This is a genomic window from Pseudomonas sp. THAF187a (genome assembly GCF_009363395.1).
In the GTDB taxonomy this organism is placed as follows: Bacteria; Pseudomonadota; Gammaproteobacteria; order Pseudomonadales; family Pseudomonadaceae; genus Aquipseudomonas; species Aquipseudomonas khazarica.
Window position 1 is genome coordinate 3,406,289 of record NZ_CP045349.1, and the last position, 19,585, is coordinate 3,425,873.

The following is a 19,585-nucleotide window of genomic DNA, read 5'->3' on the forward strand; positions in this document are numbered from 1 at the left end:
TTCAACTCTTACGCGCTGATGCACCGGTGCAGGCTATACACGCCAGCAAATAACAAAGAACGCCGATGCTAATGCCGCGTATCCAGTTGATTATCGACACCTTGAGTGCAAGGTCTCTGTTGGCATAGCTGAGAGAGGTATTTTCCAGAAGCTGGGCTCTGAGTTCATTTACCTTCACTTCCACATCAGCGCTGCCATACAGGCTCTTGATCTCTGCTAGATAGCGCTGCACCTCAGGACGCGAGGCTAGGTGCTTACGGGATACGTCTTGGATGGCCTTATCTGCGCCGACGCTTAGCAAGACCATGAAGTAGATGCCCGCTGCAACAATCAGCTTTCTCCAGCTTGGTTTCAGCGTTTTCAGGAACATCCTTTCCCCTTCTGTTTCGCTGCGACTCTCGACACTTCTTCGACACCTTGCATGCCGTAGAAAGCAAAAGCCCCCGAAACTCTAAGAATTTCAGGGGCTTAAGCTTGAGATATGGCGGGAAGATAGGGATTTGAACCCTAGGTGCCATTGCTGACACAACGGATTTCGAATCCGTCCCGTTCGACCACTCCGGCATCTTCCCAAGCGGCGCGAATCATAACAGCTCAATACGCTTTGGCGAAGCTAATTTTGAAAATTTTTCTTGTTCTATCAGTCGCTTGTAAAAAACAGGCGCCTCCGGTGCTGCCGGCGGCGCCTGTCTGGGCGGTCAGGCGGTCAGGCGCGTCAGCGCCTCGCGGTACTTGTCCGCCGTCTTCTGCGCGACGTCCGCCGGCACGGCCGGGGCCGGGGGTTGTTTGTTCCAGCCGGTGGACTCCAGCCAGTCGCGGACGAATTGCTTGTCGAAGCTGGGCGGGTTCCTGCCTTCGACATAGCTGTCGGCCGGCCAGAAGCGGCTGGAGTCGGGCGTCAGCACTTCGTCCATCAGGGTCAGGGTGCCGTCTTCATCGAGACCGAATTCGAACTTGGTGTCGGCGATGATGATGCCACGGGTGGCCGCGTACTCGACCGCAGCGCTGTACAGGGCAATGGCCGTGTCACGCACCTTGGCCGCCAGTTCGGCACCGATGATGGCTTCGCACTGCTCGAAGCTGATGTTCTCGTCATGGTCGCCGACGGCGGCCTTGGTCGAGGGGGTGAAGATCGGCTGCGGCAGCTTGGCCGCTTCCTTCAGGCCAGCCGGCAGGGCGATGCCACAGACGGTGCCGCTCTTCTGGTACTCCTTCCAGCCGGAACCGACGATGTAGCCTCGCACGATGGCCTCGACGGCAACCGGCTTGAGGCGCTTGGCGACAACAGCACGGCCTTCGACCAGAGGCAGCTCGGCCGCCGCCACGACGTCCTCGACCTTGTCACCGGTGAAGTGGTTGGGCACCACGCCGGCCAGCTTGTCGAACCAGAAGTTGGAGATGGCGGTGAGGATCTTGCCCTTCTCCGGGATCGGTTGTTCGAGGATCACGTCGAATGCCGACAGACGATCGGTGGCCACCATCAGCATGCGCTTGTCGTCGATTTCGTAGAGGTCGCGGACCTTGCCCGAGTAGATCTTCTTCAGGCTCAGGGTGGTAGGTGTGCTCATGTCGGCATTTCCGTTCGTGGCAAACAAAACAGGCGAAACCCTTTAGGATTTCGCCCATCGATTGGAGGCTGAGGCAGCTACTGCCTGGATCAGCCGAGGTTGTCCTGGATCAGGCTCAGCACGCGGCGCGATACATCGGCCGGGGCGATGGTGTTGAGGTCCTTCTCCACCGTGACCTGCACGCTATCGCCCACCGGGGTCAGGCGAACCTGATAGCGCTCGGCGCGCGCCTCGATCTCTTCCTTGCTCGGCTCGCTGCCGAACAGACGACCGAAGAAACCGGGCTTCTCTTCATTGACCTGGGCACCTTCGGCCAGGTTGATGTAGTACAGGCCAAGGCTGCGGTTGAGGTCGTCGACACGCACGTCACCCAGCTCCAGCGAGCGACCGACACCCGACCAGGCGCGGTCGAAGTCGGCGCCGAGGTTCAGCACCGGGTTGCCGTTGCCGTCTTCGCTCAGGCTGACGCGGCTGGGAGCATCGAAGTCGCGAGCCGCGAGCAGCGAGACGGAACCGCCCTGCTCCACGCCACGCGCCATGCTCACCAGCATTTCGTCGAGCAGTGCCGCTTCCAGGCTGGCGTTGCCACTGCGCTCGGCGAAGGCGACATCGGCACTGCTGCCGGCCGGACGCTCGGCGCTGGTGACGAAGACTTCACTGGTGTTGCGCTGCACACCCGGCTCGATGCGCACACGTACGCGCGTTTCGGCATCCGGTGCGACACCGGACACGCGGCTGCTCAGGCGACGCGCCATGGTGCTGGAAAGCTCGTCGAAACGCTGCCAGGAGGTGGTGAATTCACCGACCTGCGGGCGCTCGCTGGCAATGCGGAAGCCATTGTCCTCGAAGAACTGACGGGCCAGCGGCCAGACTTCGGCCGGCACGCGCTGGGCAACCACCCAACGCGAGTCGCCGCTGCGCTGCAGGCTGAACTCACGCTCGTCGCCGCGCACTTGCAGGGGCTGAGGGCGCGGCACCTCGAATTCGCGGGACGTCGAGTTGCTGCTGGCGACCTGGGCAGGCACCGGCAGCAGCGGGTCGAGACGCTTGGCCTGGACATCGGCCGGCAGTTGCATCGGTGCGGTCTGACGCGCTTCCAGGTAGTCGCTACCGCGATCACGGAAGTAGCCATCTTCACCCCAGAGCCAGCCACAACCGCTGGTGCTGGAGACGATCAGAGCAAGGGCGGAAAATCCGGCCAGTCGCTTCATGCGTAGAATTCCTCGATTAAGCCAATACGCCGCACTGGCGCATGGCCTGGCGCAGCGGTTCGTGACAGCGCGGGCTGAGCCAGGTCAGCGGCAGGCGAATACCTTCGTCCATCAGGCCCATTTCGTGCAGCGCCCACTTCACCGGAATCGGGTTGGATTCGAGGAACAGGGCCTTGTGCAGGGGCATCAGGCGGTCGTTGATGGCACGGGCGATGGCCGCCTCGCCACGCATGGCAGCGGCGCACAGGTCACTCATGGCGCGCGGCGCGACGTTGGCGGTGACGGAGATGTTGCCCTTGCCGCCCAGCAGCATCAGCTCGACAGCGGTAGCGTCGTCGCCCGAATAGACGAGGAAGTCCTTGCCGACGCGGCTCAGCACGTCCTGGGCACGCTGCAGGTCGCCGGTGGCTTCCTTGATGCCGATGATGTTGTCGATCTTCGACAGGCGCTCGACGGTCTCCGGCAGCATGTCGCAGACGGTGCGGCCCGGCACGTTGTAGAGAATCTGCGGGATGGCCACGGCTTCGGCGATATGGCGGAAGTGCAGGTACAGGCCTTCCTGGGTCGGCTTGTTGTAGTACGGGGTGACCAGCAGGGCGGCATCGGCGCCAACGTCCTTGGCCGCACGGGTCAGCTCGACCGACTCACGGGTGGAGTTGCCACCGGTGCCGGCGATGACCGGGATACGGCCAGCGACCTGGTCGACCACGCGCTTGATTACTTCGACGTGCTCACCCACGTCCAGCGTGGCGGACTCACCGGTGGTGCCGACCGCGACGATGGCATTGGTACCCTCTTGCAGGTGGAAATCCACCAGTTTGCTCAGGGCCGCCCAATCCAGATCACCCTGCGCGTCCATGGGCGTGACCAGTGCCACCATACTGCCCGCAATCATGCAACTGCTCCTGCCGGAAAAATTGAGCCGTAATGGTACTGGTGCCACCAGTCCGGCACAAGCAACGGACAAGGGCATATCCGCTCCCGACTTGGGGCGACGAGGGTGGCGGCGCCATTCCCCTCGGCGGTGCTTTTCGCTAACCTGCTCTCTTTGGTCTGCGGCGTCTCGTGCGCGGACCGTTCATCGCTTTAGGAAGGCTGCATGTCCACCCCCCCCGTTCGCGAACAATTCCTCGTTATCAGCGCTCTCGGCCGTGATGCCATGGCCCTGACCAACCTGCTCAGCCGCACCAGCCACGAGAACCGCTGTGCGGTGATCAGCACCCGCCTGAGCCGCCATGGAGAGTTCAGCGCCCTGGTGCTGCAGGTGTCCGGCAGCTGGGACGCCCTGGCGCGCCTGGAGTCGAGCCTGCCGCTGCTGGCCAAGAAGCACGACTTCTCGGTCAACCTGATCCGCAGCGCCGCCGCCGACGCTCGCCCGCAGGCGCTGCCCTACGTCGCCTACGTCAGCGCCGTGTATCGCCCGGACATCCTCAACGAGCTGTGCCAGTTCTTCATCGACCACCGCGTGGAGCTGGAGAACCTCACCTGCGATACCTACCAGGCACCACAGACCGGCGGCACCATGCTCAACGCCACGCTGACGGTGACGCTGCCGGCAGGCACCCAGATCAGCTGGCTGCGTGATCAGTTCCTCGATTTCGCCGACGCCCTGAACCTGGACGCGCTGATCGAACCCTGGCGCCCGCAGAACCCATGACGATTCGCCGCGCGTCGGCCCTGCGCCAGTAACCGCAGCGGCGGCCTGCTCATCAGGCCCCGCCGTCTGCCGCGCAGATGACTGCCGCGCGAGATCATCGACCGTCTCTATTGAAGGAGTTCCCATGACCGTAGCCATCGACCAAGCCGTTGCCGACTTCCAGGCCGAAGCCACCAGCGGCCAGCAGGTGAAACTGTCTGACCTCAAGGGCCAGCAGGTCGTGCTGTACTTCTACCCGAAGGACGCCACGCCCGGCTGCACCACCGAGGGCCTGGACTTCCGTGCGCGCTTCGAACAGTTCCAGGCCGCCAACACGCTGATCTTCGGCGTGTCGATGGACAGCCTGAAGAAGCACGAGAGCTTCAAGTGCAAGCAGGAGTTTCCCTTCGAGCTGATCAGCGACGAGGAGCACGCCCTGTGCGACCTGTTCGGCGTGTACCAGCTGAAGAAGAACTACGGCAAGGAGTACATGGGCATCGTGCGCAGCACCTTCCTCATCGACAAGGATGGCGTGCTGCGCGAGGAATGGCGCAACGTCAAGGTTGCCGGCCATGTCGACAAAGTGCTGGCCGCCGCGCAGGAACTGCACAAGCGCTGAGACCAGGCACATCTGCTGTAGGCGCGGCTTCAGCCGCGAATGCCGAGCCCCGTAACAGCGGGAGCGAGCATGAAAAAGGCCGCATTCGCGGCCTTTTTCGTTTGACGGGGATATCGCTCCAGTCATGCGCCTGTTTCGCGGCTGAAGCCGCGCCTACGGGGTGATTCGCCCGAGGAGTCTGGAGCGGCAGGAGCGAATTCATTTGCGATGCGCCCCAGGCGCACACCGCTGGTCGCGGACGCCCCCTCTCCCCAGAGGAGCGACGCGGCCCCAGCACCAGTGGCCAGACACAGAGCAAAGACAGCGGACTCCTGCGCCCCGCCCTCTCAATCCTGTGCAGACTCCAGCTCGGTACGCGGCCAGGCGTTGATCACCGCCTTGAACAGCGTGGCCAGCGGAATGGCGAAGAACACGCCCCAGAATCCCCACAGGCCGCCGAACAGCAGCACCGCGCAGATGATCGCCACCGGGTGCAGATTGACCGCCTCGGAGAACAGCAACGGTACCAGCACGTTGCCGTCGAGGGCCTGGATGATGCCGTAGACCACCATCAGGTAAATGAACTGGTCGCTCCAGCCCCACTGGAACAGGCCGATCAGCGCCACCGGCACCGTCACCACGACCGCGCCGATGTAAGGCACCACCACCGACAGGCCAACCAGCAGCGCCAGCAGCGCCGCGTAGTTCAGCCCCAGGTAGGCGAACGCGATGTAGGTGACCACGCCACAGATGATGATCTCGATGAACTTGCCACGGATGTAGTTGGCGATCTGCTGGTTCATCTCCTGCGCGACCTGGCTGATCAGCGCCCGCTCGCGCGGCAGGTAGCCACGGAACCACTGGCCGATCTGCTCGCGGTCCTTGAGGAAGAAGAACACCAGGATCGGCACCAGCACCAGGTAGATCATCACGCTGACCAGCATCGGCAGGCTGGACAGCGAGAACGACAGCGCCCACTGGCCGAACTTGCCGGCCTCGCCCCGCATGCTGGTGATCAGCTGCACGATCTGCGCGTCGGTGATCAGGTTCGGGTAGCGCTCCGGCAGCAGCAGGAACACCGACTGCCATTCGGCCGCCATGCGCGGTAGCTCGTTGAACAGGGTGCTGAGCTGCTGCCACAGCAACGGCATCAGCACCAGCATGAACACCGCCAGGCAGCCCATGAACAGGGTGAACACCAGCCACACGGCGAGCACCTGCGGCACCCGCATGCGCTCCAGGCCGTTGACCATGCCCTGCATCAGAAAGGCCAGCACCAGGCCGGTCAGCACCGGCGCGAGCATCCCGCCCAGGGTCAGCACCACGGCGAACCCCAGCACCAGCAGCACGGCCAGCACCACGGCCTGCTCGTCGGAGAAGTAGCGGTGCAGCCAGTCGCGTATAACCTTGACCATCAACGATCCTTAATCTGCAGATGTGCTGGGGAGGACGGCGAAGGACTCAGGCCTTGCGCAGCCAGTAACGATAGACACCCGAGTCGACCTCTTCATGCAGCAGCGCATGACCGGCCAGCGTGGCGAATGCACGGAAGTCGCGCTGCGAACCGGCATCGGTGGCACTGACCTTGAGTACGGCGCCGCTGGCCAGGCGATTGAGCTCGAGCTTGGCTTTGAGCAAGGGCAACGGGCAATTGAGCCCGCAGGCGTCGAGTTCGGCATCGAAAGCCGGTACGTCTGTCATCGTCTACTCCTGATAAGGGCGCTAGGATAACCAAGCCACTGCAACCCTGGCCAGCGCGCTAGCTGGCCGGCTACAGTAACCCCCTTTGCCCTCCGAGAGCCCTGAGTGCATGACTTTTCTGCGCCCCACCCTGCTGACGCTGGCCTGCCTGTTCGCTGCCCACACGGGAGCCAGTGACCTGCCGTCGCTTGGCGATGCCAGCTCCTCGATCGTCTCCCCTCAGCAAGAACACCAACTCGGCCGCGCCTGGCTCGGCCTGCTGCGCGGCCAGGTCTCGCAGCTGGACGACCCGCAGCTCAAGGACTTCGTCGAATCCAGCGTCTATCGCCTGTCGGAGACCAGCCAGCTACAGGACCGCCGCCTGGAGTTCGTTCTGCTCAACAGCCCGCAGCTCAACGCCTTCGCCGCACCGGGCGGGATCGTCGGGGTCAACGGCGGCCTCTTCCTCTACGCCCAGACCGAAGCCGAGTACGCCTCGGTCATGGCGCACGAACTGGCGCACTTGTCGCAACGCCACTTCGCCCGTGGTGTCGAGGCGCAGCAGCGCATGCAACTGCCGCTGATGGCCGCCATGCTCGCCGGCATCGTCGCCGCGGCAGCGGGCGCGGGGGATGCAGGCATCGCCACCATCATGTCGACCCAGGCTGCGGCGATTCAGGAGCAGCGCCGCTTCTCGCGCCAGAACGAGCAGGAGGCCGACCGCATCGGCCTGGTCAACCTGGAAAAGGCCGGCTACGACCCGCGCGCCATGCCGTCGATGTTCGAGCGCCTGATGCGCCAGTACCGCTACGACGCCAAGCCGCCGGAATTCCTCCTGACCCACCCGGTTTCCGAGTCGCGCATCGCCGACACCCGCAACCGCGCCGAGCAGTACCCGGTGGAAGGCCGCGAGGACAGCCTGCGCTACCAGCTGATGCGCGCCCGCGTGCAGCTGACCTATGAAGAGACGCCTGGGGTCGCCGCCAAGCGTTTCCGCGCCATGCTCGACGAGAACCCGGGGCTGGATGCCGCGCGCTATGGCCTGGTCCTGGCGCAGATGAAGACCGGCCAGCTCGACGAGGCCGGCAAGACCCTGGCACCGCTGCTGAGCAAGGCCCCGGACGACATCGTCTACAACCTGGCGCAGATCGAGCTGGACATGGCCGCCAACCGCCTCGACGCGGCCGATCGCCGCCAGGCGCGCATGCGCACCCTGTACCCCAGCAACTATCCGCTGCAACAGAGCGGCATCGACCTGCTGCTCAAGCAGCAGCGCATCCCGGATGCCGAGCGGGCGCTGGATGACCTGCTGAAGACCCGCAGCAAGGACCCGGACGTCTGGTACCAAGTCGCCGAGGTACGTGGCCTGAGCGGCAACACCATCGGCCTGCACCAGGCGCGCGCCGAGTTCTTCGCGCTGGTGGGTGACTACAACCAGGCGATCGAACAGCTGGACTACGCCAAGCGCCGCGCCAGCAACAACTTCCAGCTGGCCTCGCGCATCGACGCACGCCAGCGCGAACTCTCCGAAGAGAAACGCCTGGTCGAGCAGATGTTGCGCTGACGCACGTGCTGGCACGGTCTTTTGACTGCGGTACGTTCGGCCCTCTCCCCCGGCCCCTCTCCCATGAATGGGAGAGGGGAGCAAACCGTGCGGGCTACGAAGGCGGTCAAGGCGGTGGCGTACTGGTTTGGCGAAGTGCGGCGCGCTCGGCCCTCTCCCCCGGCCCCTCTCCCATAAATGGGAGAGGGGAGCAAACCGTGCGGGCGCTACGTCCGTGGCCCGGATGCAATCCGGGGAATCCCCAAACCCTGTCCTGAAATTCATTCTGAGCATCCTTGGAGTACGGCCCCGGATTTCATCCGGGCTACGCGCGCGGCCTGAAATGAAAAGCCCCGCACTAGGCGGGGCTTTTCATTTCAGCGGATGGCTCAGGCGCTTTGCGCCAGGTCCATCAGCTCGCGGTTGGCCACGGCGTACATGGCGTAGTCGGTGCCGGTCGCCGAGCGCAGGTCGGCCAGCATGGCCTTCCAGCGATCGACCAGGCGCTGATGCTGGTCGAGCCAAAGCGCCACCCGTGCCTCGATGTCCTGCGGGCCGTCGACCATCTGCAGGACCGACACGGTAACCGCCCGCTGCTGCCAATCGAGGTCGTCGCGGAAGGCTTCGCGGGCCAGTGCCTGCCAGTTGTTCTCCACCGGCAGGTTGGTGATCTGCTGCAGGTACCAGGACAGCTCCAGCGCGCCACCTACGGCGAAGTAGGCAGTCGCCACTTCGCTGGCATCCTTGCCGGTCACGTCCGCGGCTTCGATGATCGGCAGCAGGGTGTACAGGTGGCTGGTGCCGGCGACCACGCGCGCCAGTTCCTCCGGCGTGCCAGCTTCGACGAAGCTCTGGTAGCGCGCCAGCCACTGCTCGCGCGCCGGGCCTTCGAGCAGCTCGTCCAGGCGACCGACCAGCGCCTCGATACGCGGCGCGAAATGCGCCACGTCGCGGGCGGCGTCCAGTTCGTTGCGCCGGCTGCGCAGGAACCAGCGCGTGGCCCGACGGCCCAGGCGCATCAGCTCGTCCATCAGTTGCAGCTGCAGGTCGGCCGGCACCTTGTAGTCCAGCGCCTCGATCTGCTGCCACCAGTACGGCAGGCGGAACAGGTCACGCACGATGACGTAGGCGCCGGCGACGTTGGCCGCGCTCATGCCGGTGGACTCCTTCAAGCGCTGCACGAAGGTGATGCCCATGTGGTTGACCAGGTCGTTGGCGATCTGCGTGCTGACGATCTCGCGCTTGAGGCGGTGACGGCGCATGGCGTCGCCGAACTTCTCGGTGAGGATGTCCGGGAAGGCGGTTTCCATCTCGCGGGCCAGGTAGTCGTCATCCGGCACCTGGGACTTGAGCAGGGACTCCTTGAGGTCGATCTTGCTGTAGGAGATCAGCACCGACAGCTCCGGACGGGTCAGGCCCTGGCCGTTGTTGGCGCGCTCGTTGAGTTCCTCGTCGGACGGCAGGAACTCCAGGGCACGATCCAGCTTGCCGGCGCTTTCCAGTGCGTTCATCAGGCGCTTGTACTCGCCCGCCCGTTCGCGCGCGCGGCGCTCGGCCAGCGACAGTGCCTGGGTCTGCTTGTAGTTGTTGCCGAGCACCAGCTCGGAAACATCGTCGGTCATCTGCGCCAGCAGCTTGTTGCGCTGCTTCTCGGTCATGTCGCCGCCGGCAACGATCTCGCCGAGCAGGATCTTGATGTTGACCTCGTGGTCGGAGCAGTCCACGCCACCGGCGTTGTCGATGAAGTCGGTGTTGCTGGCGCCGCCGTGCAGGCCGAACTCGACACGACCGAGCTGGGTCATGCCCAGGTTGCCGCCCTCGCCCACCACCTTGGCGCGCAGCTCGCGACCATCGACGCGCAGGGCGTCGTTGGCCTTGTCGCCGACGTCAGCGTGGCTTTCCTTGCTGGACTTGACGTAGGTGCCGATACCGCCGTTCCACAGCAGGTCGACCGGCGCCTTGAGCAGTGCGTTGAGCAGCTCGGTCGGCGCCAGGCGATCGGCGGCGATGTCGAAGCGCGCCTTCATCTGCGGGCTGATGGCGATGCTCTTGGCGCTGCGCAGGAAGATGCCGCCGCCCTCGGAGATCAGCTTGGCATCGTAGTCGGCCCAGCTCGAACGCGGCAGCTCGAACAGGCGCTTGCGCTCGACGAAGCTGCGCGCGGCGTCCGGGTTGGGGTCGATGAAGATGTGCATGTGGTTGAACGCCGCCACCAACTGCAGGCTTTCCGACAGCAGCAGGCCGTTGCCGAACACGTCGCCCGCCATGTCGCCGATGCCGATCACCGTGACGTTGTCTTTCTGCACGTCGATGCCGCGCTCGCGGAAGTGACGCTGCACGCTGACCCAGCCGCCCTTGGCGGTGATGCCCATGCCCTTGTGGTCGTAACCGGCCGAGCCGCCGGAGGCGAAGGCGTCGCCGAGCCAGAAGCCGTACTCGGCAGCGATGCCGTTGGCGATGTCGGAGAAGGTCGCGGTGCCCTTGTCCGCCGCCACCACCAGGTAGGGGTCGTCGGCGTCGTGGCGTACCACGTTGGCCGGCGGCACCACCTCGCCATCCTTGAGGTTGTCGGTGATGTCGAGCAGGCCGCTGATGAAGATGCGGTAGCAGGCGATGCCCTCGGCCATCACCTCGTCGCGGCTGCCGCCGACCGGCATCCGGCGCGGCACGAAGCCGCCCTTGGCACCCATCGGCACGATCACCGCGTTCTTCACCTGCTGCGCCTTGACCAGGCCGAGCACTTCGGTACGGAAGTCTTCTTCACGATCCGACCAGCGCAGACCGCCCCGCGCAACGTCGCCGAAGCGCAGGTGCACGCCCTCGACACGCGGGCTGTAGACGAAGATTTCGAACTTCGGCACCGGGCGCGGAATGTCCGGGATCAGGCGCGGGCTGAGCTTGAAGCTGAAGTAGGCCTTGCCCTGGCCATGCTCGCCGTTCTGGTAGAAGTTGGTGCGCAGGGTGGCCTTGATCAGGTCCAGGTAGCGCCGCAGGATGCGGTCCTCGTTGAGCACCGCAACGTTGTCCAGCGCGGCGAGGATGGCCTGCTCCAGTTTCTGCTGCTTGTCGTCGAGGTCTTCGGCAGTGAGCTTGCGCGCCAGGTAGAAGCGCGTGCGGAACAGGCGCACCAGCTCCTTGGCGATGTCGGCGTGGTTGACCAGGGTGGCGGCGATGTAGCTCAGCGAGAAGCCCAGGCGAATCTGCTTGAGGTAGCGCGCATAGGCGCGCAGCAGCGCCACGTCGCGCCAGGGCATGGCCGCGGTCAGCACCAGGCGGTTGAAGGCGTCGTTCTCGGCGTCGCCACCGACGATGTGGATGAAGGCATCCTGCAGGGTGTCATTGAGTTGCTGGATGTCGACATCCAGGCCTTCGGCATAGGTGAAGGCGAAGTCGTGGATCCAGAACTCGCGGCCATCGGCACGGCGCAGCTTGTAGGGGAACTCGCCGAGCACGCGCAGCCCGAGGTTCTCCAGAATCGGCATGACGTCGGACAGCGGCAAGGGCGCATCGGCGTGGTACAGCTTGCAGTGCAGCTGCTGCTCGTTCTGCGCCAGCGGCTGGTAGAAGCTCATCACCAGCTGCTTTTCGCTGCTCAGGCTGAGCAGGTGCTGCATGTCCACCACCGCCGAGTGCGGGGCGAAACGCTCGCGATAGCCCGCCGGGAAGCCGCCGGGGAATTCCGCCAGCACGTTGGTGCCCTGCGCCTCGCCGAAGCTCTCCACCATCAGGCCGGCGTAGTCGTCCTTCCACGAACGGCAGGCCTGGATGACTTCCTTCTCCAGGCGCACGGGATCGATCTGCGTCTTGCTCTTCGGGTCGACCCGCAGAATGAACTGCACGCGGGCGAGCACCGACTCGGAGAAGAAGGTCCAGAACTCGCAATCGGTGGCCTGCAGGCGCTCCATCAGCACCTGCTGGATCTTCACCCGGGTTTCGGTGGAGTACACGTCACGCGGCACGTAGGCCAGGCAGTAGCAGAAGCGGCCATAGGGGTCGCGGCGCAGGAACACGCGAATCTTGTTGCGCTCCTGGATCTGCACGATGGCCATGGCGGTGCTGAACAGATCGTCGACCGGGGTCTGGAACAGGTCGTCACGCGGCAGCACTTCCAGTACCTGGGCCAGCTCCTTGCCCAGGTGGGCGCTGCTGTCGAAACCGGAGCGTTGCTTGATCACATCCACCTTGCGGCGGATGTAGGGGATGTTCCACACGCTCTCGGCATACACCGCCGAGGTGTAGAGGCCCATGAAACGGCATTCCTTGACCACGTTGCCCTTGGCATCGAGTTCGCGGATGGAGACGAAATCCGGGTAGGCCGGGCGGTGCACGCGGCTCGGCACGGCCGCCTTGGCGAAGGACAGCAGCTGCGCTTCACGCAGGTAGGCGACCGCCTCCGGCTCGATGTGCAGCTCGTCGGCCTTGAGCCCGGAGCGCAGGCGCTTGGACAGGCCGAGCAGGGATTTCTCGTCGTAGACCATGGTGCCGCCTTCAACGGAGGGCGCCACGGTGAATTCCTCGTAGCCGAGGAAGGTGAAATGGTCATCCAGCAACCAGCCGAGGAAGACCTTGATCTCCTCCAGCTCGGTCTTGTCCACCTTGAGCTTGGCGCGGTCCAGCCAGGCCAGCAGCTCGCGTGCCTTGGCCTTCATCGGCTGGAAGTCGGCAACGCTCATGCGCACGTCGCCGAAGACCTCGTGGATGGCCTTCTCCAGCGTCTTCAGTTCGGCGGAGCTGGCGCAGCGGTCGATTTCCAGGAACATCAGCGCTTCCTGCAGCACGCCCTCGCCCTGGGTGCCACGCGGCAGGATCTCCAGCAGCTGGCCGTTCTTGTCGCGGCGCACGCTGAACACGCTGTTCTGCAGGGTATGGATGCTGTAGCCGTGGCGGTTCAGCTCCATGCGCACCGAATCCACCAGGAACGGGATGTCGCCATGGAGGATTTCCACCGCCGTATGGGTGGACTGCCAGCCGTGCTTCTCGTAGTCGGGGTTGAACGCCCGCACCTGCGGCTTGGCGTGATCGAACTGCTCCAGCATGCGCCAGGCCGACAGGGTGCAGCCGACCAGGTCGGAAAGACGCCGCTGGGTCAGCTCCTCGAGGGCGATGATGCCGAAGAACTGATCGGCGAAAAGGGCTACTTGTGGCAGCGCCTGCTCACTCACGTGCTGCGCCAGGGCCGCTTGCAGTTGGTGCTGGAAGTCGGCTTTGCTGGCCGCCGTAAAGAACGCCATGTTTTTGCTCCGTTGGGCTGGTGGTTCGACAGGACATCTGGATCGCTGCCGCTGGGTGTTGCCAGGCGGTTGAACAACCACCTGCGTTGCCATTGCTGCCGCGTCTACGTTTGCAATGGTCTGCTAGTTCAACGTTAGTCCATGAAGCGACAATGACACCTGCGAGTCGCATCGGACCGGCGCGAAGGGAGACGACCGACTGGTCACGTATGACCGCCGAGCTTAACGAGGGAAGCCCTGCAACCGCTTGCGGTGCTGCGACATTTTCTTTCAAGGCTGCACCGAGACGGTGCAAAAGAGAAAAACCATGGCCCGCCAGCGCAGGGCGAACGAGCCATGGAGAAGGGTCAGGCGCCGCGCATGGCCTCGGGCAGCGCCAGGACGATCTGCGGGAAGGTGGTGATCAGCACCGCCGCCAGCACCAGCAGCATGAAGAACGGAAAGCTGGCCCGCGCCACCGCCCCGAGGTTGCGCCCGGTGAGGTTCTGGATGACGAACAGGTTGAAGCCCACCGGCGGGGTGATCTGCGCCATCTCCACCACCAGGATGACGAAGATGCCGAACCACAGCAGGTCGATGCCCGCCGCCTGCACCGCCGGCAGGATCACCGCCGTGGTCAGCAGGATGATCGAGATGCCATCGAGGAAGCAGCCCAGGGCGATGAAGAACAGCGTCAGCGCCAGCAGCAGCAGGTACGGCGACAGCTGCTTGGCGATGATCCAGTCGGCCAGCGCCGCCGGCAGGCCGGTGAAGCTCATCGCCGACGTCAGGTAGGCCGCGCCGAGCAGGATGAAGAAGATCATGCACGAGGTGGAGACGGCGCCCATCAGGCTGGCCATGAAGGTCTCCCGGGTCAGCGCCCCGGAACACAGCGCGATCAGCAGCGCGCCAACCACCCCAACCGCCGCCGCCTCGGTCGCCGTGGCGATGCCGCCATAGATCGAACCGATCACCGCGACGATCAGCCCCAGCACCGGGATCAGCAACTTGGCCCGGCGCAGTTTTTCCATGAACGGCAGGCGGTCGCCCTCCTCCGGCAACTGGCTGCGATTGCAGGCCGACCAGAGCATCAGGTAACCGCTGAAGATGGCGAGCAACAGCAGGCCGGGCAGAATGCCGGCGATGAACAGGCGCGAGATCGACACCTGCGCCGCCACCCCGTAGACGATCATCATGATCGACGGCGGAATCAGCAGGCCGAGCGTGCCGGCGCCGGCCAGCGAGCCCATGGCGATGGACTCGGGATAACCGCGCGACTTCAGCTCGGGCAGGGAAATGCGGCCGATGGTGGCGGCGGTGGCGGCGGACGAGCCGCTGACCGCCGCGAACATGCCGCAGCCGAATACGTTGACGTGCAGCAGGCGCCCCGGCATGCCGCGCATCCAGGGCGCCAGGCCGTTGAACATGTCTTCGGAAAGGCGCGTGCGGTAGAGGATCTCGCCCATCCAGATGAACAGCGGCAAGGCGGTCAGGGTCCAGCTGGCGCTGGACGCCCAGCTGGTGGAGGCCAGGATCGAGCCGGCCGGCGCGCCGCCGAACAGCTCCATGCCGATGATGCCGACGCCGAGCAGCGACAGGGCGACCCAGACGCCGCCGCCGAGCAGCACGAACAGTGCCAGCAGCAGCGTAATGGTGATGGTTGTGTAGTCCACGGGTTCACTCACGAATCAGTGCGGCGATGGCCGCAATTAAGGATCGAGCCATGCGGCTCACTCGCTCATCGCCGTATCGGCCTCGGCAGACTCGAAACGCCTGCCCAGGCAGGTCAGCACCAGGCGCTCGGCCATGGCCACGACCAGGATCAGGGTGCCGAGCAGCATCGGCAGCTGAGGCAGCCACATCGGGATCGGCAACAGGCCCGAGGACACTTCCTTGAACTCGTAGGACTCCAGCACGAACAGGGTGCAGTACCAGGCCAGGTAGGCGGCGATGCCGAGACCGATCAGGGTGGCCAGCACATCGGCCGCACGACGGCCACCAGGCGGCAGCAGGCGCAGCATCAGTTCCACGCGAATGTGTGCGCCACGTTGCAGGGCATAGGGCAAGGCGAGAAAACCGGAAGCCGCCATCGCGTAGGCGGCGAACTCATCGGCCGCCGGCACCATGGTGCCGAGCTGGCGGGCCACGATCTGCGCCACCACCAGCACGCAGATCGAGACGAGAAAGACGCCGGACAGCCATCCGGACAGGGTGTAGAGCTTGTGCAGTGGGGTCATGAACAGCGGGCTCCCTGGGCAAGCTTGAAGAAAAAGCCCATCGCTGCGACGCAGCGATGGGCACTGACATCAACGCTGGTAGGCGTCGAGGATAGCCTGGCCGTCGGCCCCGGAGCGCTTGAGCCACTCGTCGGTCATGGTCTGGCCGATCTGCTCGAAGCCCTTCTCGACCGCAGCCGGTGCCTGCTCGGACACCTGCATGCCGTTGTCGGCCAGGGTCTTGACCAGCTCGCCGGTCTTCTCCTGGGCGATCGCCCAGCCACGCGCCTCGGCACGCTTGGCGGCATCGAGTACCGCAGCCTGGGTCGCTTCCGGCAGGCGCGCGAAGGCACGTGCGTTGACGATGACGAAGTTCTTCGGAATGAAGGCCTTGACGTCATAGTAGTAGGAAGAGAAGTCCCAGGCCTGGGAGTCCACGCCCGTGGTCGGCGAAGTGAGCATGCCGTTGATCATGCCGGTGCTGAACGCCTGTGGAATCTCGCCGGTCTGGATCACGGTCGGCACCGCCCCCATCAGCTCGGTCATGCGCGAGGTGGCCGGGTTGTAGGCACGGAATTTCATGCCCTTGAAGTCGTCCATGCTGGCGACCGGGGTCTTGGTGAAGATGCTCTGCGGCGACCACGGCATGGCGTACAGCAGCTTGATGCCCTGCTTGGCCAGGCGCTCCTCGACGGCCGGCCGGCTGGCGGCCCACAGCGCCTGGGCCTGCTCGTAGTTGCGCACCAGGAACGGCACACTGTCGACTTCGAAGATCGGGTCTTCGTTACCCAGTACCGACATCAGCACGTCGCCAGCCTGGATCTGCCCGGTCTGCACCGCACGCTTGACCTCGGGGCGCTTGAACAGCACCGAGTTGGCGTGCACACGAATCTGCAGCTCACCCTGGCTGGCCTGCTCCACGTCCTCGGCGAACGACTTGGCCACGGTCGTGATGAAGTTGCCGTCGGGCTGCTCGACGCTCATGTTCCAGCGCTCGGCAGCCTGGGCGCCGACGCCCAGTGCGCAAGCCAAAGCGGTAATAGCGAAACGCGATGCGATGCTTTTCATGGTGCTCTCCTGTTAATTGTTCTTTGTGCGCCGCACGCGCGGCTGGAAGACGATTTCGAGTCTCAGCGCATCGCCCTACCCTGTCCAACTAGAAAAACCGGGGGCGCATGATCGGAATTCGTTATGGGATGAAACGGGGCATCGCTGTGGCAAATGCACCAGCAGCGGGCAACCGCTGACGGCTCCTGGAAAAGCTGGGCAAGGCTGCCTACGCCGGGGCATGACAGACAGGCAAGCGGGTTTCACGCGCGCTGAGCGAGCCTGCCGAGGGGGCTTCTCGAGGGGCCGTCGACCAGCGGAAGGGCTCAGGCGCTCTGCTGTTCCGGCGCCGGGGCGACGCGCGCCATGCAGGCTTCGCCCATTTCCTCGGCGTAGACGTCGAGTGCCTCGCAGGCCAGGGCGATGATGTCCTCGCTGAGTTCCAGCCCGACCCCGGTGCGCCAGGTGGCCACCACCGGCAAGGCCGGCGGCTCGGGAACGTCGTCGAGAATGCTCAGCACCCCCTGCTTGAGTTCATCGTGGACCAGCGCCGGCGGCAAGGCGCCGACCCCGAAGCCATCACGAATCAGCCGGGTCATCGCCGCGATGGAGTTGACGCAGTTGATGCGCGGCGCACTGACGCTGCCGGCGTGCAGCAGGTTGAGAATGTCCTGGTGTGGCCGCGAGTTCTTCGAGAAGGTGATGATGCGCTCGCGCGCCAGCTCATCCGTGGAGGCGTAGCGGCGGTGGTACAGCGAGCCGGTGGGCACGATCCAGCGCACCGGGAACACCGCCAGCTGCAGATTGCGCACGCTGTCGCCATTGACCATGTCGGTCTGGAACACGATGTCCAGATAGCCCTTGAGCAGCTGCTCGTTGAGGTTGCGCGCGGTGTCGGCGGTCAGTTCGATCTCCACTGCGGGGTAGCGCTCCATCACCCGTGTTACGAACGGACTCAACCAGGTGTGAATGACGGTATCCATCGCCCCGATGCGGATGCGCCCCTGGATATTGCCGGTATCGCTGATCGACTGCTTCAGCGCCTGCATGGTGTCGATCATCCGCTCGGCGTATTCGAGCACCTTCTGCCCTTCGGGCGTCAGTGACACGCCCTTGGAATCACGCAGGAAAAGACGCGTACCGAGCTCATCCTCGAGCGCGGCGATGCGGCTGGAAATCGACGCCTGGGTACTGAACAGCTTCTCGGCAGTCAGGCGGAAACTCTTCAGCCGCGCCACCCAAACGAAGGTCTCGAGAAATCTCAGGTTCATGCCACAACGCCTCTTCGCAATATCGTCATCCGGGCCTGATCGTCAGCACCCATGCTGCCTTGGGCGTAGCAGGTTGCATGCCAGAGGTTTTTCGCCCGGCGGATGAATTTTCCTATCGCCGGCCCCCTGTTTTTTCTCGTTGGACGCAGCCGAACAACGCTTTGAAGAATGGCGGCGCGCTCCGCGCAGACCACAACAACATCATTCAAAACGCGCTCTGCCAAGCAGCCGCTCTCGCCGCTGCGCGCTCCCAACAGGAGACACTGCAACCATGAAACCCCATTACCCACTGGCATCCGCGCTGCTGCTCGGCAGCGGCCTGCCAACCCTGGCGCACGCCGACTTCATCGCTGACAGCAAGGCCAGCGTCGAGATGCGCAACTTCTACTTCAACCGCGACTTCCGTCAGAGCGGCGCTCGCGACAAGGCTGAGGAATGGGCGCAAGGTTTTCTGCTGCGCATGGAATCCGGCTACACCGAGGGCACCGTCGGTTTCGGCATCGATGCATTGGGGATGCTCGGCCTGAAACTCGACTCCGGCGACGGCACCGCCGGCACCGGCCTGCTGCCGGCCGACCGTTCCGGCGGTTCGCAGGACGATTACTCGAAGCTCGCCCTGACCGCCAAGGCCAGGATCTCCAACAGCACGCTGAAAGTCGGCGCCCTGCAGTTCCGCAGCCCAATCGTCTCCGCCAATGACTCGCGCCTGCTGCCGCAGACCTTCCAGGGCGCGCTGCTCAACGTCCAGGAAATCGACAAGCTGACCCTGCAGGGCGGCAAGATCAACCGGATCAAGGCCAACAGCTCCAGCGACTACACCGAGATGAGCGGCAACCGCATCGGCGGCAGCAGCGATTCCTTCGTCTTCGGCGGTGGTGAGTACAAGCTCACGCCGCAGCTCACCGCCGGCCTGCACTACGGCACGCTGGAAGACATCTACCAGCAGTACTACGGCACCCTGGTGCATGTGCTGCCATTGGGCGAAGGGCAGTCGCTGAAGAGCGACCTGCGCTATTCGCAGAGCCGCGAGGACGGCAACTTCCGCGACCTCGACAACAAGGCCTTCGGCGCCATGTTCACCTACAGCCTGGGTGGCCATGCCTTCGGTGCCGGCTACCAGCGCATGAGCGGTGACGACCCCTTCCCGTACATCGCCAACAGCGACCCCTTCCTGGTCAACTTCGTGCAGATCAACGACTTCGCCAATACCCAGGAACGTTCCTGGCAACTGCGCTACGACTACAACTTCGCCAGCCTCGGCATCCCCGGCCTGACCTTCATGACCCGCTACATCTCCGGCGACAACGTCGAGGTCGCCGGACGCAGCAGCGAGGGCAAGGAGTGGGAGCGCGACATGGACATCGCCTACGTGGTGCAGACCGGCCCGCTGAAGAACCTGGGCCTGAAATGGCGCAACGCCACCGTTCGTTCCAACTTCGGCAACGATCTCGACGAGAACCGCCTGATTCTCAGCTACACCCTGCCGCTCTGGTAAGCGGCGTTGCGCGGACGGGGCCTTCGGGGCCCCGTTTTTCATTTCCCGGGCGGCAAGATAGCCATAGACTTTCACCGCAGTCGTATGACAACTTGCCGATTCCCGAGAAT

The 19,585-nt window shown here is 64.5% G+C and carries 15 protein-coding genes and 1 tRNA gene; 4 read left to right on the forward strand and 12 right to left on the reverse strand.

Features of this window, described 5'->3' with window-relative positions:
• Position 1: 1 nt before the first annotated feature.
• From FIV02_RS15800 to dapA, 5 genes are all read right to left on the reverse strand, one after another.
• A complete protein-coding gene (locus FIV02_RS15800) occupies positions 2–370 on the reverse strand; it encodes a hypothetical protein (RefSeq protein ID WP_047589306.1) in 369 nt (122 codons plus the stop codon).
• Between the two features lie 112 nt (positions 371–482).
• A tRNA-Ser gene (locus FIV02_RS15805) sits at positions 483–572 on the reverse strand.
• Positions 573–698: 126 nt separating this feature from the next.
• Positions 699–1,568, reverse strand: coding sequence for a phosphoribosylaminoimidazolesuccinocarboxamide synthase (locus FIV02_RS15810; protein WP_152489158.1), 870 nt, complete (start codon positions 1,566–1,568; stop codon positions 699–701).
• A gap of 89 nt (positions 1,569–1,657) precedes the next feature.
• Entirely contained in the window at positions 1,658–2,779 is a 1,122-nt protein-coding gene (gene bamC, locus FIV02_RS15815) for an outer membrane protein assembly factor BamC (RefSeq protein ID WP_037057409.1), read from the reverse strand.
• A gap of 16 nt (positions 2,780–2,795) precedes the next feature.
• On the reverse strand, positions 2,796–3,674 hold the full coding sequence (gene dapA, locus FIV02_RS15820; RefSeq protein WP_037057413.1) for a 4-hydroxy-tetrahydrodipicolinate synthase: 879 nt from the start codon (positions 3,672–3,674) through the stop codon (positions 2,796–2,798).
• Positions 3,675–3,878: 204 nt separating this feature from the next.
• On the opposite strand from dapA, the gene FIV02_RS15825 reads away from it, so the two are divergent.
• Positions 3,879–4,436, forward strand: a complete 558-nt coding sequence (locus tag FIV02_RS15825; RefSeq protein WP_037057423.1) for a glycine cleavage system protein R — start codon at positions 3,879–3,881, stop codon at positions 4,434–4,436.
• A 124-nt stretch (positions 4,437–4,560) separates the two neighbouring features.
• Positions 4,561–5,034: a peroxiredoxin gene (locus FIV02_RS15830; protein ID WP_037057425.1), complete on the forward strand. Its 474-nt coding sequence runs from the start codon at positions 4,561–4,563 to the stop codon at positions 5,032–5,034.
• Positions 5,035–5,360: 326 nt separating this feature from the next.
• Here the strand turns inward: FIV02_RS15830 and FIV02_RS15835 are convergent, their stop codons facing one another.
• On the reverse strand, positions 5,361–6,428 hold the full coding sequence (locus tag FIV02_RS15835; protein ID WP_152489159.1) for an AI-2E family transporter: 1,068 nt from the start codon (positions 6,426–6,428) through the stop codon (positions 5,361–5,363).
• 46 nt (positions 6,429–6,474) lie between these two features.
• Entirely contained in the window at positions 6,475–6,714 is a 240-nt protein-coding gene (locus tag FIV02_RS15840) for a sulfurtransferase TusA family protein (RefSeq protein ID WP_037057431.1), read from the reverse strand.
• 109 nt (positions 6,715–6,823) lie between these two features.
• Here FIV02_RS15840 and FIV02_RS15845 point away from each other — a divergent pair, with 109 nt between their 5' ends.
• On the forward strand, positions 6,824–8,257 hold the full coding sequence (locus FIV02_RS15845) for a M48 family metalloprotease (RefSeq protein WP_047589932.1): 1,434 nt from the start codon (positions 6,824–6,826) through the stop codon (positions 8,255–8,257).
• A gap of 368 nt (positions 8,258–8,625) precedes the next feature.
• On the opposite strand, the gene FIV02_RS15850 is transcribed toward FIV02_RS15845, so the two are convergent.
• The 5 genes from FIV02_RS15850 to FIV02_RS15870 all read right to left on the reverse strand — a co-directional run bounded on the left by FIV02_RS15850 (position 8,626) and on the right by FIV02_RS15870 (position 17,980).
• A complete protein-coding gene (locus FIV02_RS15850) occupies positions 8,626–13,467 on the reverse strand; it encodes an NAD-glutamate dehydrogenase (protein WP_152489160.1) in 4,842 nt (1,613 codons plus the stop codon).
• Positions 13,468–13,814: 347 nt separating this feature from the next.
• Positions 13,815–15,119: a TRAP transporter large permease gene (locus FIV02_RS15855; protein ID WP_152489161.1), complete on the reverse strand. Its 1,305-nt coding sequence runs from the start codon at positions 15,117–15,119 to the stop codon at positions 13,815–13,817.
• A gap of 57 nt (positions 15,120–15,176) precedes the next feature.
• The gene (locus tag FIV02_RS15860; protein ID WP_037056200.1) at positions 15,177–15,683 is read right to left on the reverse strand and encodes a TRAP transporter small permease; all 507 of its coding nucleotides are present in this window, start codon (positions 15,681–15,683) and stop codon (positions 15,177–15,179) included.
• Positions 15,684–15,752: 69 nt separating this feature from the next.
• The gene (locus FIV02_RS15865; protein WP_134675464.1) at positions 15,753–16,730 is read right to left on the reverse strand and encodes a TRAP transporter substrate-binding protein; all 978 of its coding nucleotides are present in this window, start codon (positions 16,728–16,730) and stop codon (positions 15,753–15,755) included.
• Positions 16,731–17,035: 305 nt separating this feature from the next.
• On the reverse strand, positions 17,036–17,980 hold the full coding sequence (locus FIV02_RS15870; RefSeq protein ID WP_047591671.1) for a LysR family transcriptional regulator: 945 nt from the start codon (positions 17,978–17,980) through the stop codon (positions 17,036–17,038).
• Between the two features lie 271 nt (positions 17,981–18,251).
• Here FIV02_RS15870 and FIV02_RS15875 point away from each other — a divergent pair, with 271 nt between their 5' ends.
• Positions 18,252–19,475, forward strand: a complete 1,224-nt coding sequence (locus FIV02_RS15875; protein ID WP_152489162.1) for an OprD family porin — start codon at positions 18,252–18,254, stop codon at positions 19,473–19,475.
• Positions 19,476–19,585: the final 110 nt, after the last annotated feature.

What these genes read in the sequence shown, in the direction of transcription:
- FIV02_RS15835 (WP_152489159.1), bottom strand. Translation starts at nt 6,428, where the DNA reads ATGGTCAAGGTTATACGCGACTGGCTGCACCGCTACTTCTCCGACGAG.
- bamC (WP_037057409.1), bottom strand. Translation starts at nt 2,779, where the DNA reads ATGAAGCGACTGGCCGGATTTTCCGCCCTTGCTCTGATCGTCTCCAGC.
- dapA (WP_037057413.1), bottom strand. Translation starts at nt 3,674, where the DNA reads ATGATTGCGGGCAGTATGGTGGCACTGGTCACGCCCATGGACGCGCAG.
- FIV02_RS15840 (WP_037057431.1), bottom strand. Translation starts at nt 6,714, where the DNA reads ATGACAGACGTACCGGCTTTCGATGCCGAACTCGACGCCTGCGGGCTC.
- FIV02_RS15830 (WP_037057425.1), top strand. Translation starts at nt 4,561, where the DNA reads ATGACCGTAGCCATCGACCAAGCCGTTGCCGACTTCCAGGCCGAAGCC.
- FIV02_RS15810 (WP_152489158.1), bottom strand. Translation starts at nt 1,568, where the DNA reads ATGAGCACACCTACCACCCTGAGCCTGAAGAAGATCTACTCGGGCAAG.
- FIV02_RS15860 (WP_037056200.1), bottom strand. Translation starts at nt 15,683, where the DNA reads ATGACCCCACTGCACAAGCTCTACACCCTGTCCGGATGGCTGTCCGGC.
- FIV02_RS15850 (WP_152489160.1), bottom strand. Translation starts at nt 13,467, where the DNA reads ATGGCGTTCTTTACGGCGGCCAGCAAAGCCGACTTCCAGCACCAACTG.
- FIV02_RS15845 (WP_047589932.1), top strand. Translation starts at nt 6,824, where the DNA reads ATGACTTTTCTGCGCCCCACCCTGCTGACGCTGGCCTGCCTGTTCGCT.
- FIV02_RS15800 (WP_047589306.1), bottom strand. Translation starts at nt 370, where the DNA reads ATGTTCCTGAAAACGCTGAAACCAAGCTGGAGAAAGCTGATTGTTGCA.
- FIV02_RS15875 (WP_152489162.1), top strand. Translation starts at nt 18,252, where the DNA reads ATGAAACCCCATTACCCACTGGCATCCGCGCTGCTGCTCGGCAGCGGC.
- FIV02_RS15825 (WP_037057423.1), top strand. Translation starts at nt 3,879, where the DNA reads ATGTCCACCCCCCCCGTTCGCGAACAATTCCTCGTTATCAGCGCTCTC.
- FIV02_RS15865 (WP_134675464.1), bottom strand. Translation starts at nt 16,730, where the DNA reads ATGAAAAGCATCGCATCGCGTTTCGCTATTACCGCTTTGGCTTGCGCA.
- FIV02_RS15870 (WP_047591671.1), bottom strand. Translation starts at nt 17,980, where the DNA reads ATGAACCTGAGATTTCTCGAGACCTTCGTTTGGGTGGCGCGGCTGAAG.